The organism is Pseudomonas sp. HD6422, assembly GCF_025377065.1.
Classification (GTDB): Bacteria; Pseudomonadota; Gammaproteobacteria; order Pseudomonadales; family Pseudomonadaceae; genus Aquipseudomonas; species Aquipseudomonas putida_U.
The window spans coordinates 40,548-53,604 of the sequence record NZ_JAHWIW010000027.1; the positions used below are offsets into that span (position 1 = coordinate 40,548).

Below are 13,057 nucleotides of genomic sequence, written 5' to 3' on the forward strand. Positions count from 1 at the left end.
CTACCTTTCTATCAAAGCGACGAGTATTTCTTGCGCAGACGCTGGCGAATCAGCTCGGCCAAGGTGTTCATGACGAAGGTGAACATCAGCAGCACGAGGGCGGCGAGGAACAGCACGCGGTAGTGGCTGCCGCCGACTTCAGACTCGGGCATTTCCACCGCCACGTTGGCGGCCAGGGTGCGCATGCCCTCGAACAGGTTCATTTCCATCACCGGGGTGTTGCCGGTGGCCATCAGCACGATCATGGTCTCGCCCACGGCGCGACCCATACCGATCATCAATGCCGAGAAGATACCTGGGCTGGCAGTGAGGATGACCACGCGGGTCAGCGTCTGCCAGGGTGTGGCACCCAGGGCCAGGGATCCCAAGGTCAGACTGCGTGGCACGCTGAACACGGCGTCTTCGGCGATGGAGTAGATGTTCGGGATGACCGCGAAGCCCATGGCGATACCGACCACCAGGGCGTTGCGCTGGTCGTAGGTGATGCCCAGGTCGTTGGTGATCCACAGGCGCATGTCGCCGCCGAAGAACCAGTTTTCCATGTGCGGGCTGAGGGTCAGCGCCAACCAACCCGTGAACAGGATCACCGGAATGAGGATCGCGGCCTCCCAGCCGTCCGGTACGCGCAGGCGGATCGACTCCGGCAGACGGCTCCAGACAAAGCCGGCCAGGAGGATGCCCAGCGGCAGCAGCACGAACAGGCTGAATACACCCGGCAGATGGCCTTCGAGGTACGGCGCCAGGAACAGGCCGGCGAAGAAGCCGAGGATCACCGTCGGCATCGCCTCCATCAGTTCGATCACCGGCTTGACCTTGCGGCGCATGCCCGGAGCCATGAAATAAGCGGTGTAGATAGCTGCAGCGATGGCCAGCGGGGCCGCCAGGATCATCGCGTAGAACGCTGCCTTGAGGGTACCGAAGGTCAGCGGCGACAGGCTCAGCTTGGGTTCGAAGTCGGTGTTCGAAGCGGTCGACTGCCAGACGTACTTGGGCTCGTCATAGTTCTCGTACCAGACCTTGCCCCACAGCGCGCTGAAGGAGATCTCCGGGTGCGGATTGCGCAGGCTCAGCGGCAGCAGCTTGCCGCCCTGCTCGATGACGATGCGGTTGGCGCGTGGCGACAACGCCAGCACGCCGGCGCCTTCGGCGACCGGCTCGACCAGTAGGGTACGATGCGCGGTGCTGTGGAACACGCCCAGCTCGCCAGCGCTGTCGAGTGCGACGAAGCCCTTGCGACGCTCTTCAGCGTCGATCTGCACGATCGGCGCCTTGCCCAACTGGAAGGTGCGGATCTGCTTGAAGCGCGATTCGCCATCCGGGTCGCGGGCCATGAACCACTGGGCCAATCCACCCTTGGAGTCACCCATGATCAACGAGATTCCGCCTACCAGCTGGCCAGTGGCAGTGATCTCGGTATCGGCGCTGTCGGCAAGCTTGTAACGGCCATTGAGGCTCTTGTCGCGCAAGCTGAACACGTCGGCAGTGGCGCGCCCGTTGATCACATACAACCAATGCTGGCGTGGATCGATGAAGATGTTCTTCACCGTCTCGGTCATCTGCGGCAGTTCGATGCGGTTCTGCTCGGTGCTGACCTCGCCGGTCAGCATGTTCTCGCTGCTCGTCAGTTCCAGGACCTGCAACTGGGCACCGGTGGAACCAGCGAGCACCAGCGTCTCGCCATTGAGGTTGACGCTGACATGGTCGAGCGCCCGGCCCTGTGCGTCGAGGGCGAATGGTTGCTGGCCATACGGGTAGTCGATGTCCGGCGTGATGGTCTTCTTGTTGTCCGGGTAGGTGATCTTGTAGCTGTGGTGGAATACCAGCGCCTGGCCATTGCTCAGGCCCAGGACCACCAGCGAACTGCCCGGCTGGTCGGTGCCGATCGAATTGACCTGCGCCCCTGCTGGCAGCGGCAGATCGACGCGCTTGAGTTCGGCACCGCTCTTGGTATCGAAGAACAACGCCTGGCCCTTGTCCGAGATCCGCATGCCGACCAGATTCTGCTCTTCGAGCGAGATCAGCAGCGGCTTGCCTGCCTCCTGCTTAAGCCAGGTCGGCTCGAGGGCCGCCTTGCGGGTCAGCTCAGCGCCCTGGAACAGCGGCAATACCACATAGGCCAGGTAGAAGAAGATCAGGGTGATCGCAGCCAGCACGGCCAGCCCGCCCACCAGGACATACCAGCGGGTCAGGCGATCCTTGAGGGCACGCATGCGGCGCTTGCGTTGCAGCTCTGGGGTGTTGAAATCGATCCGCTCGGGCGGTGAACTTTGGGTCATTGTTGAATTGGCCAGATCATTCATGCGCACACCCTAGCGGTCCCGTATGACAGAAACATGACAATGCAGTGACGCGACAAAGCCCGACGCGCAGGAAGCCTGGCCTCGGGCCGGAAAATACCGGGAGAAGGCTGGCAGTGCCGGCCTTCTCCTTCAATTACTTACTTCTTTGCAACGTTACCAGCGTGGGACAGGCCCAGGTCAGCCAGGGTCTTGTCGACCACCTTGGCCGGCAGCGGGATGTAGCCATCCTTCACCACCACCTGCTGACCAGCCTGGGACAGCACCAGCTTGACGAACTCGGCTTCCAGCGGGGCCAGAGGCTTGTTCGGCGCCTTGTTGACATAGACGTACAGGAAGCGCGACAGCGGGTAGGTCCCGTTCAGGGCGTTGGTTTCGTTGTCTTCGACGAACTCGCCGCCCTCTTTCTTGGCCAGGGCCACGGTCTTGACGCTGGCGGTCTTGTAGCCGATGCCTGAGTAGCCGATGCCGTTCAGCGAGGAGCTGATCGACTGCACCACCGATGCCGAGCCAGGCTGCTCGTTGACGTTGGCCTTGAAGTCGCCTTTGCACAAGGCTTCTTCCTTGAAGTAGCCGTAGGTGCCCGATACCGAGTTACGACCGAACAACTGCACCGGCTTGTTGGCCAGGTCACCGGTCACGCCCAGGTCGCCCCAGGTCTTGACTTCGGCCTTGGCGCCGCACAGACGGGTCGAGGAGAAGATGGCATCGACCTGGGCCATGGTCAGCCCCTTGATCGGGTTGTCCTTGTGCACGAACACGGCCAGGGCGTCGACAGCGACCGGAATGGCGGTCGGCTTGTAGCCGTACTTCTGCTCGAAGGCCTGCAGCTCGACGTCCTTCATCTTGCGGCTCATCGGGCCGAGGTTAGCGGTGCCTTCGGTCAGCGCGGGTGGCGCGGTGGAAGAGCCGGCCGCCTGGATCTGGATGTTTACGTTCGGATATTCCTTCTTGTAGGCCTCGGCCCACAAGGTCATCAGGTTCGCGAGCGTGTCGGAACCGACGCTGGAGAGGTTGCCCGATACACCGGTGGTCTTGGTGTAGGTCGGGATCGCAGGGTCGACGGCGGCTACCGCGTTGGCGGTCGCAACGCCCACGGCGGCAAAGGTGAGGGCCGCCATCAAACGCTTCAGTTTCATGCCTTGCTCCTAGCAGGAATATTGGGGTTGGATGGAACGGGGCCCAGTATCTGCAGGCCGCATGAATACGATATGTCGGCAATGTGACAATTGGATGAAAGGCCATCATCGGGAGACGAAGATGGCCTTGCAGGGCGGCGATCGCGTTCAGCGCGGCGTCCTCTGCGCTGAAACCGACCGATCAGCGCTTGTTGGCCAGCAGGTACAGCCCCACGAACAGACCAAGCACGCACAACCCAGCGACGTAGTACGCAGGCGCCATCGGGCTGAACTTGAGCAGCGCGGTCACCACCATCGGCGTCAGACCGCCGAAGATCGCGTAGGCCACGTTGTAGGAGAACGACAGTCCGCTGAAGCGCACCACCGGCGGGAACGCCTTGACCATCACATAGGGCACCGCGCCGATCACACCCACGCACAGGCCGGTCACCGCGTACAGCGGGAACAACAGTTGGGGGTGGCTCGCCAGGCTGTGGTAGAACGCCCAGGATGTGGCCAGCAACGCCAGGCTACCGATGATGAACACCCGGCCGGCGCCGAACCGGTCGGCCAGACGGCCCGAGACGATGCAACCCACGCTGAGCAGTACGATCGCCAGGCTGTTGGCCTTGAGCGAGTCGGTCGGGCTGATGTGATAAACGCTCTGCAGCAGCGCCGGGGTCATGAGGATGACCACCACGATACCCGCCGACAGCATCCAGGTCAGCAGCATCGACAGGATGATCGCACCGCGGTGGTCACGCAGCACCGCACGCAGCGGCAGCTCTTCGGCCAGGGCCTTGCGCTGCTGCATCTCGGCGAACACCGGGGTCTCGTGCAGCCAGCGCCGCAGGTACACCGAGAACAGACCGAACACCCCGCCCAGCAGGAACGGGATTCGCCAGGCGTAGTCAGCGACCTCGTCGGCGCTATAGACGCTGTTGATCAGCGTGGCCACCAACGAACCGAGCAGGATGCCGGCGGTCAGCCCCGAGGTCAGCGTGCCACAGGCATAGCCAGTGTTGCGCGCCGGTACGTGCTCGGAAACGAACACCCAGGCCCCCGGCACCTCGCCACCGATCGCCGCCCCCTGGATGACGCGCATCAGCAACAGCAACAGCGGCGCCCACAAGCCAATCTGCGCGTAGGTCGGCAGCAGGCCCATGATCAGCGTCGGCAGCGCCATCATGAAGATGCTCAGGGTGAACATCTTCTTGCGCCCGAGCAGGTCGCCGAAATGCGCCATGATGATGCCGCCCAGCGGCCGCGCCAGGTAGCCGGCGGCGAAGATGCCGAAGGTCTGCATCAGGCGCAGCCATTCGGGCATGTCGGCGGGGAAGAACAATTTGCCGACCACCGTGGCGAAGAACACGAAGATGATGAAGTCGTAGAATTCCAGTGCACCGCCCAAGGCAGACAAAGAAAGGGTCTTGTAGTCACTGCGGGTCAGTGGCCGCGACGGCTGGTCGATACTGCTGGGCACGGAAGACATGCTGTTGTTCTCTTTGTAGGTCATGCAGGCCGCTTGGCGTGCGGCTTCTGAATTGCGGAGAGCGGCGAAGATAGCAAATAGCCGATATCTGACGATAGCGGTACAAAATCCCTACAGATATTCATTAATGTACGGTCGTCGCTGGCGGTTGGCCTCTATATACTGCCCAATCGTAGGAAAAGGTTGCTCTAGATATGGGATGTTGTGCGAAAACGCCGGTCTCTATCGTCAGGCGGTTTCGCAGAGTTTCCCCACGTCACGGGTCAGAGGCCCCATCGCATGATTGAGCTCGAACAAGAAGATCCTATCCCGCAGGGTGACCTGGCCTTGCAGATCACCGCGCTGCCCCGTGAAACCAACGGGTTCGGCGATATCTTTGGCGGCTGGCTGGTGGCCCAGATGGACCTCGCCGGCACCGCCATGGCCAGCCGTGTCGCCGGTGGCCGGGTGGCCACGGTCGCCATCGACCGCATGACCTTCCTGGTGCCGGTCGCCGTGGGCGCGCAGTTGTCGTTCTATACCCAGACCCTGGATGTCGGCCGTAGCTCGATCAAGATGATGGTCGAGGTATGGAGCGACGATCCGCTATCCAGCGAATGGCGCAAGGTCACCGAGGCGGTCTTCGTGTTCGTCGCCATCGATGGCAGTGGCCGTACCCGTTCGGTGCCTCGCCGCTGAGCCTGCCCGGCGGTAAACTCATTGACGGTGAGCGGGTCCAAGGCCCACAGCAATCAATGAGACCACTGCAATGGCTACCTTTCAGGTCATAACCGAGCAACACGGCGAACTCAACTGCTGGCGTATCAGCAGCGAATGCGTCGACCTCCTGATCGCCCAACAGGGTGCCCAGATCCTCAGCTACCAGCGCATCGGCGAACCGCCGTTGCTGTGGCTGAGCGATCAGGCCATCTTCCGCCAGGGCAAGTCGGTGCGTGCGGGTGTGCCGGTGTGCTGGCCGTGGTTCGGCAATCTGCAGCGCAATCCGGCAAGCGTCCAAGCCATGTACCAGGGCGAACAGGCGCCAGCCCATGGTCTGGCGCGCACCCGCGACTGGCAGTTGCTGAGCATCGAGGAAGCGGGTGCCACGCTGCGCATCGAGTTCGAGCTGCCCGACGCTCAAGGCGCACTGCCGGGATGGCCTAACAGTGTCGAATTGAAGCTGCTGATGGTAGTAGGCGACGACCTCGAACTGACCCTGACCAGCCGCAACCTGGGTGATGCCCCGGTCACCATCAGCCAGGCGCTGCACAGCTATTTTGCGGTGAGCGATGTTCGCCAGGCACATGTCGAAGGTGTCGAGGGGCTTGGCTATATCGAGACCCTGGCCGAATGGGAGTTGCGCCGACAGCAGGGCCCGCTGGAGTTCGCTGGAGAGACCGACCGCATCTATCTGGCCACGCCTGCGACGTTGAGCATCGTCGACCCGCAATGGGGCCGGCGTATCAACCTGACTGCTTCGGGTTCGCGCTCGGCGGTGATCTGGAACCCGTGGACCGAGCGGGCCCGGGAGCTGGCGGACATGGCCGACGATGGCTGGCAGCGGATGCTGTGCATCGAGACGGCCAATGTCTGGGACGATGTGGTGACGATCGCGCCGGGAGCGAGCAGTGCCCTGGCGGTCAGGGTTGCGAGCGAAAGGATCTGAATCTTGTGCTGGTTTACCCGCGAAGAGGCCAGTGATGACAACAGAATCTTCAGAGATCAGCCTCTTCCACCACCCTCACCTGCCCGGCATCCAGCGCATAGGCTGCGTCGGCCAGGTCATTGCTGACCTTCTCCACCTTCAAGGTGCCACTGACCCACAGCGGTGTGTAGATGTCGTCGATCTTCAGGCCCTTCGGATAGCGCACCAGCACCAACTGGTTCGGTGGTGGCGGCGGCACGTGGATGCAGGCGCCCGGATATGGCACCAGGAAGAACAGGGTGCTATTGCCCTTGGCGTCGCTTTCCAGCGGTACCGGATAACCGCCGAGGCGAATGTCCTTGCCGTTCATGGCCGCAACGGTCTTGGTCGAATACATCACCGCCGGCAGACCCTTGCTCTGTTTCAAGCCACCCTTGGCCGTGAAGGTGCCCTGTGCCTCGGGGGAGTTGTGGTCGATTTCGGGCATTTGCTCCAAGGCTTTCTGGTCCGACTTGGGCATCAATTCCAACCAGTCGGTTTCGGGCAGCTCGGCATGGGCCAGGGCACTGGCAAGGAGCAGGGGAAAAATGAAAAACGCACGCATGGCAATGCTCGGCAACTCGGAATGAATTGCCGGGCATTCTAACCAGTAATCAGCGTTTCTTGATGAATCCGTAGATCACCAGCAGGATCACCGCACCCACCAGAGCCCCCAGGAACCCAGCAGCCTGACCAGCCTGGTAGATACCCAGAGCCTGGCCGCCGTAGGTGGCGAGCAGGGAGCCGGCGATGCCCAGCAGAATGGTCATGATCCAGCCCATGCTGTCGTCGCCCGGTTTGATGAAGCGGGCCAGCAGGCCGACGATGAGGCCGATGAAGATGGTTCCGATGATACCCATGTGCAGTCCCTCTGCAGTGGAAGATGGAACAAGCCAAAGCCTAGTCAGCGCTTTGGCTTGTTGCCATTTCAGAGGGCAAACGGCGGGTAGAAGTTCGATCAGTTGGCGATCAGGGCTTCAACTTCGGCGATCTTGCTGCGGAGCGTAGGCATATCCTTGCACCGCAGGGTGGCATGGCCGACCTTGCGGCCAGTCTTGAACGCCTTGCCGTAGTGGTGCAGGTGGCAATCGTCGATGGCCACGACCTTGTCCACGGCCGGGACTTCGCCGATGAAGTTGAGCATGGCACTCTCGCCGACCTTGGCGGTCGAGCCCAGCGGCAGACCTGCCACCGCACGCAGGTGGTTCTCGAACTGGCTGCACTCGGCGCCCTCGATGGTCCAGTGCCCGGAGTTATGCACGCGCGGTGCGATCTCGTTGGCCTTCAGGCCGCCATCGACTTCGAAGAACTCGAACGCCATCACGCCAACATAGTCCAGCTGCTTGAGCACACGGCCGACGTAGTCTTCGGCCAGGGCCTGCAGCGGGTGCGCGTCGCTGGCTACCGACAGGCGCAGGATGCCGCTTTCGTGGGTGTTGTGCACCAGTGGGTAGAAGCGTGTCTCGCCATCACGAGCGCGCACCGCCACCAGCGATACTTCACCGGTGAACGGTACGAAACCTTCCAGCAGGCAGGGCACGCTGCCCAGCTCGGCGAAGGTGTCGACCACGTCCTCGGGGGTGCGCAGGACCTTCTGGCCCTTGCCGTCGTAGCCCAGGGTACGGGTCTTGAGCACCGCCGGCAGACCGATGCTGGCCACTGCCGCTTCCAGGTCCGCCTGGGACAGGATGTCGGCGAAGGCCGGGGTCGGAATCCCCAGGTCGCGGAACATGCTCTTTTCGAAGAGGCGATCGCGGGCGATGCGCAGGGCCTCCGCGCTGGGATACACCGGCACGAACTGCGAGAGGAAGGCAACGGTCTCGGCCGGGACGCTTTCGAACTCGAAGGTCACCAGGTCGACTTCGTCGGCCAACTGGCGCAGGTGGTCCTGGTCGCCGTAGTCGGCCCGCAGGTGCTCGCCCAGAGGCGCGGCGCAGGCGTCCGGCGCCGGATCGAGGAAGGCGAAGTTCATGCCCAGCGGGGTGCCCGCCAGAGCCAGCATGCGGCCCAGTTGGCCGCCACCGATTACACCGATCTTCATGGTCGTCAGCCTCAGGCCTGGCGTGGATCAGGATTGTCCAGCACGGTGTCGGTCTGCTCCGTGCGGAACTGCTTGAGCGCGGCGTGGAACTGCGGGTGCTTGGCGCCCAGGATGCTGGCCGACAGCAGTGCGGCGTTGACCGCGCCGGCACGGCCGATGGCCAAGGTCGCAACCGGCACGCCGGCGGGCATCTGCACGATCGACAGCAGCGAATCGACGCCCGACAGCATCGACGACTGCACCGGCACGCCCAGCACCGGCAGATGGGTCTTGGCGGCGCACATGCCCGGCAGGTGGGCTGCGCCACCGGCACCGGCGATGATCACCTCGATGCCACGACCCTCGGCCTCCTCGGCATACTGGAACAGCAGATCCGGGGTACGGTGGGCGGAAACCACCTTCACCTCGTAGGGAATGCCGAGTTTTTCCAGCATATCGGCGGTGTGGCTAAGGGTGGACCAATCGGACTTGGAGCCCATGATCACGCCAACCAGTGCACTCATCGTCGAGCCTCTTCGCTTGTGCGCCCGCGGGCGCGTCAAAAAACAACAAGCCACGCGGGACGACCGGCGTGGCTTGTTTGCTGATCAGGACCGGACGCATCCGGTCGAAAGGCCGCGCAGTATACCGTAAGGCGGTGCGTTTAAGGCACCCCGGCGACCAACTGTCGCCCCTTATTTTTCGGGGCTTTGACTGACTTTTGGGTCAACCGTCGTCGCGCCCTCGAGCTTGCGCCACAACAGCCGTACGTTGGCCTTGCGTACCAGGGCGCAGCGGTACAGGCGGATTTCCAGCGGCACGTGCCATTGGCTGCCGCCACAGATCACCAACTCGCCGCGCTCCAGCTCGCCGCGCATGGACAAGCGCGGCACCCAAGCGATGCCCATGCCCTCCAGTGCCATGCTCTTGAGACTGTCGGCCATGGCGGTTTCGTACACCGTGGTGTAGCGCAGGTTGCGCTGACGCAGCAGCAGGCTCACCGATCGACCGAGGAAGGCCCCGGCACTGTAGGCCAGCAACGGCACGCTGGCCTCGCTCTCAAGGTCGAACATCGGCTTGCCATCGCTGTCCACGGCGCATACCGGGAGCATCTCGGTGGTGCCCATGTGCAACGACGGAAAGATCTCGGCGTCCATCTGCAGAGCCGCGTCGGGATCGTAGAACGCCAGCATCAAGTCACAGCCCCCCTCGCGCAATGCGTGCACGGCATCCCCTACGTTAGTCGCAACCAGGCGGGTGGCGATGTTCAAGCCATCGTTGCGCAACTGGGCCACCCAACGCGGGAAAAACCCCGAAGCCAGGGAGTGCGCGGCGGCCACCTGGATCACCTCGCCCTGCCCGCCCTCAAGGTGATGCAAATGGCGGAGAACTTCGCTCAACTGGTCGACAACTGTACGCGCCGTCACGAGAAACAGTTGACCTGCCTCAGTCAGTTCGATCGGCGTGCGCGAGCGGTTCACCAACTGCAGGCCGAGAGCCGCCTCAAGGCTGCGAATACGCCGGCTGAAGGCGGGTTGGGTGACGAAACGGCGCTCAGCGGCCTGGGAAAAACTGCGCGTGGCGGCGAGGGCGCTGAAATCTTCGAGCCACTTGCTTTCGAGGTTCATGAAGCGGGTCTCCCGGCATGCACCAAAATGGGACACGCTCGATTATCAATTGACGTCACATCGATCATTATGCCGGTTACGCATAGGTTAGCGTGCAACAGCATTGGCCGCAAAATCCTGAAAAGGCCTAGGATTGGCGCCATTCCGGCATGTGCCGGGTCAAAATCGAGATGATATCCATCATGTCCTCCGCTGCATCGTTCCGCGTCGAAAAAGATCTCCTTGGTACCCTTGAAGTTCCTGCCGATGCCTACTACGGCATCCAGACCCTGCGCGCTGCCAACAACTTCCATCTCTCCGGTGTCCCGCTGTCGCACTACCCCAAGCTGGTCGTGGCCCTGGCCATGGTCAAGCAGGCCGCTGCCGACGCCAACCGTGAGCTGGGTCACCTGAGCGATGCCAAGCACGCCGCCATCAGCGAAGCTTGCGCTCGTCTGATCAAGGGTGACTTCCACGATCAGTTCGTGGTGGACATGATCCAGGGCGGTGCTGGTACTTCTACCAACATGAACGCCAACGAAGTCATTGCCAACGTCGCGCTGGAGGTCATGGGCCACCAGAAGGGTGAGTACCAGTACCTGCACCCGAACAACGACGTGAACATGGCGCAGTCGACCAACGATGCTTATCCGACCGCTATTCGCCTGGGCCTGCTGCTCGGCCATGACGCCCTGCTGGCCAGCCTCGACAGCCTGATCCAAGCCTTCGCCGCCAAGGGCAAGGAATTCGACCACGTCCTGAAGATGGGCCGTACCCAGCTGCAAGACGCCGTGCCGATGACCCTGGGGCAAGAATTCCGCGCCTTCGCCACCACCATGACCGAAGACCTGCAGCGCCTGCGCTCGCTGGCTCCGGAACTGCTGACCGAAATCAACCTGGGCGGCACCGCCATCGGCACCGGGATCAACGCCGACCCGGGCTATCAGGCCCTGGCCGTACAACGCCTGGCCACCATCAGCGGCCAGCCGCTGGTACCGGCCGCCGACCTGATCGAAGCCACGTCCGACATGGGTGCCTTCGTGCTGTTCTCCGGCATGCTCAAGCGCACCGCGGTCAAGCTGTCGAAGATCTGCAACGACCTGCGCCTGCTGTCCAGCGGCCCACGCACCGGCATCAACGAGATCAACCTGCCAGCACGCCAGCCGGGCAGCTCGATCATGCCAGGCAAGGTCAACCCGGTGATTCCGGAGGCCGTCAACCAGGTGGCTTTCGCCATCATGGGCAACGACCTGGCCCTGACCGTCGCTGCCGAAGGCGGCCAGCTGCAGCTGAACGTGATGGAGCCGCTGATCGCCTACAAGATCTTCGACTCGATCCGCCTGCTCCAGCGCGCCATGGACATGCTGCGCGAGCACTGCATCGTCGGCATCACCGCCAACGAACAGCGCTGCCGTGAACTGGTCGAACACTCGATCGGCCTGGTCACTGCCCTGAACCCGTACATCGGCTACGAAAACGCCACCCGTATCGCCCGCGTCGCTCTGGAAACAGGCCGTGGCGTGCTGGAACTGGTGCGCGAAGAAGGCCTGCTGGACGAAGCGATGCTCAACGACATCCTGCGTCCGGAAAACATGATCGCTCCACGTCTGGTTCCGCTGAAGGCGTAACCCAGACCGCTGCAACCGTCTCACCAGGTCGAGGGACTAGACACCTCTCAACCTTTCCAAGGCCCGCGCCGAAGCGCCGGGCCTTTTTTTTGCCTGACAGACCAGCACGAGCTGCGCCCCGCAGCTATCGGCACACAACTTGCTCCATAATGTTCCCAGCCCAACGGGACGATCGAGCATGCTGCACAGCCACCTGACCACCCTCAACGCGGTTTCATTGATTCTCAACGTATTCCGCGAGGAAGGCTGCGAGGCTTCGACGCTGCTCGCCGGCAGCGGCATAGGCCCAGCGGACCTCGACCATGCCGATGCGCGGATCACTACCCAGCAGGAACTGCAGGTCTGCGCCAACGCCGTGGCCCGGCGTGAGGACATTGGCCTGGAACTGGGCCGGCGCATGCACGTGTCCTGCTATGGCATGCTCGGTTACGCGCTGCTCTCCAGTGCCACTTTGGGTGACGCCCTGCGCCTGGCATTGCGCTACCCGGCACTGCTGGGAACAGTCTTCCGCTTGCGCCTGGTCGAAGAAGGCCAGCGGGTCTGGCTGAGCGCCAGCGACTCGCACGAAGCCCCGGCGCTGGCCGCCTTCAACGCCGAGTTCTGCCTGGTCTCGCTCAAGGTCATCTGCGACGACCTGCTGGGCCGCACCCTGCCGTTGCTCGGCGCACGCTTCGAGCACTCGCGGCCCGCTTACCACGCGCTGTACCCAGAAACCTTCCAGTGCCCGCTGCGCTTCGCCGCCGAAGACAATGCCTTCGCCTTCGAGCGACGCTGGCTGGACATGCCACTGCCGCTGGCCGACCCCATCACCCACCAGGCCATGAGCGAACGCTGCCGGCGCCTGAATCTGGAGTTCACAGGGCGGCAGGCGTGGCTGGAGCGAATTCGTCAATTGTTGCTGCAACAGCTGGATTCAGCCCCGGGTCTCGAAGGGCTGGCGCGGCAGATGAACTGCTCGTCGCGCACCTTGCGAAGGCATCTACAGGCGCTGGGCAGCAGTTATCAACAGCTGCTCGATGAACTGCGCTTCGAGCGGGCCAAGCAATTGCTGGCCGATGAACAGATGCCGATCTACCGGATCGCCGAGACGCTGGGATTCAGCGAGACGGCCAGTTTTCGGCATGCGTTTCAGCGTTGGAGTGGTGTCGCACCGAGTCATTTTCGAGGCTGATCAGTACTGGCCCGCGAAGAGGCCGGTACTGTCCGGCCACCGATCTTGGCCACATCGATCC

General features: G+C 62.8%; 12 protein-coding genes. 4 read left to right on the forward strand and 8 right to left on the reverse strand.

Annotated features, from left to right (window positions below):
- Positions 1–11 precede the first annotated feature (11 nt).
- The 3 genes from KY379_RS19350 to KY379_RS19360 all read right to left on the reverse strand — a co-directional run bounded on the left by KY379_RS19350 (position 12) and on the right by KY379_RS19360 (position 4,907).
- Positions 12–2,300, reverse strand: a complete 2,289-nt coding sequence (locus KY379_RS19350) for an ABC transporter permease subunit (RefSeq protein ID WP_261239306.1) — start codon at positions 2,298–2,300, stop codon at positions 12–14.
- Between the two features lie 137 nt (positions 2,301–2,437).
- Positions 2,438–3,436: a phosphate ABC transporter substrate-binding protein PstS gene (locus KY379_RS19355; RefSeq protein WP_133325524.1), complete on the reverse strand. Its 999-nt coding sequence runs from the start codon at positions 3,434–3,436 to the stop codon at positions 2,438–2,440.
- A gap of 181 nt (positions 3,437–3,617) precedes the next feature.
- Positions 3,618–4,907, reverse strand: coding sequence for an MFS transporter (locus KY379_RS19360; RefSeq protein ID WP_261239326.1), 1,290 nt, complete (start codon positions 4,905–4,907; stop codon positions 3,618–3,620).
- A gap of 279 nt (positions 4,908–5,186) precedes the next feature.
- On the opposite strand from KY379_RS19360, the gene KY379_RS19365 reads away from it, so the two are divergent.
- Together KY379_RS19365 and KY379_RS19370 are read left to right on the forward strand one after the other, a co-directional pair.
- Positions 5,187–5,585, forward strand: a complete 399-nt coding sequence (locus KY379_RS19365; RefSeq protein WP_133325526.1) for an acyl-CoA thioesterase — start codon at positions 5,187–5,189, stop codon at positions 5,583–5,585.
- A gap of 70 nt (positions 5,586–5,655) precedes the next feature.
- Positions 5,656–6,552, forward strand: coding sequence for a D-hexose-6-phosphate mutarotase (locus KY379_RS19370; RefSeq protein ID WP_133325528.1), 897 nt, complete (start codon positions 5,656–5,658; stop codon positions 6,550–6,552).
- Positions 6,553–6,601: 49 nt separating this feature from the next.
- On the opposite strand, the gene KY379_RS19375 is transcribed toward KY379_RS19370, so the two are convergent.
- The 5 genes from KY379_RS19375 to KY379_RS19395 form a co-directional block, all read right to left on the reverse strand.
- Positions 6,602–7,135 carry a DUF3299 domain-containing protein gene (locus KY379_RS19375; RefSeq protein ID WP_261239308.1) on the reverse strand — a complete coding sequence of 178 codons (534 nt, stop codon included), beginning with the start codon at positions 7,133–7,135 and terminating at the stop codon, positions 6,602–6,604.
- 49 nt (positions 7,136–7,184) lie between these two features.
- A complete protein-coding gene (locus KY379_RS19380) occupies positions 7,185–7,430 on the reverse strand; it encodes a GlsB/YeaQ/YmgE family stress response membrane protein (protein ID WP_003260079.1) in 246 nt (81 codons plus the stop codon).
- Positions 7,431–7,528: 98 nt separating this feature from the next.
- Positions 7,529–8,611: a 5-(carboxyamino)imidazole ribonucleotide synthase gene (locus tag KY379_RS19385; RefSeq protein WP_261239309.1), complete on the reverse strand. Its 1,083-nt coding sequence runs from the start codon at positions 8,609–8,611 to the stop codon at positions 7,529–7,531.
- Positions 8,612–8,622: 11 nt separating this feature from the next.
- On the reverse strand, positions 8,623–9,114 hold the full coding sequence (gene purE / locus KY379_RS19390; RefSeq protein ID WP_038411454.1) for a 5-(carboxyamino)imidazole ribonucleotide mutase: 492 nt from the start codon (positions 9,112–9,114) through the stop codon (positions 8,623–8,625).
- A gap of 171 nt (positions 9,115–9,285) precedes the next feature.
- Positions 9,286–10,218, reverse strand: a complete 933-nt coding sequence (locus tag KY379_RS19395) for a LysR substrate-binding domain-containing protein (RefSeq protein ID WP_261239310.1) — start codon at positions 10,216–10,218, stop codon at positions 9,286–9,288.
- A gap of 182 nt (positions 10,219–10,400) precedes the next feature.
- Between KY379_RS19395 and aspA the strand changes: the two genes are divergently transcribed.
- Complete coding sequence (aspA, locus tag KY379_RS19400; protein WP_133325536.1) at positions 10,401–11,825, forward strand: aspartate ammonia-lyase; 1,425 nt, start codon at positions 10,401–10,403, stop codon at positions 11,823–11,825.
- A 178-nt stretch (positions 11,826–12,003) separates the two neighbouring features.
- On the forward strand, positions 12,004–12,996 hold the full coding sequence (locus tag KY379_RS19405; protein ID WP_133325538.1) for an AraC family transcriptional regulator: 993 nt from the start codon (positions 12,004–12,006) through the stop codon (positions 12,994–12,996).
- The last annotated feature ends 61 nt before the right edge of the window (positions 12,997–13,057 follow it).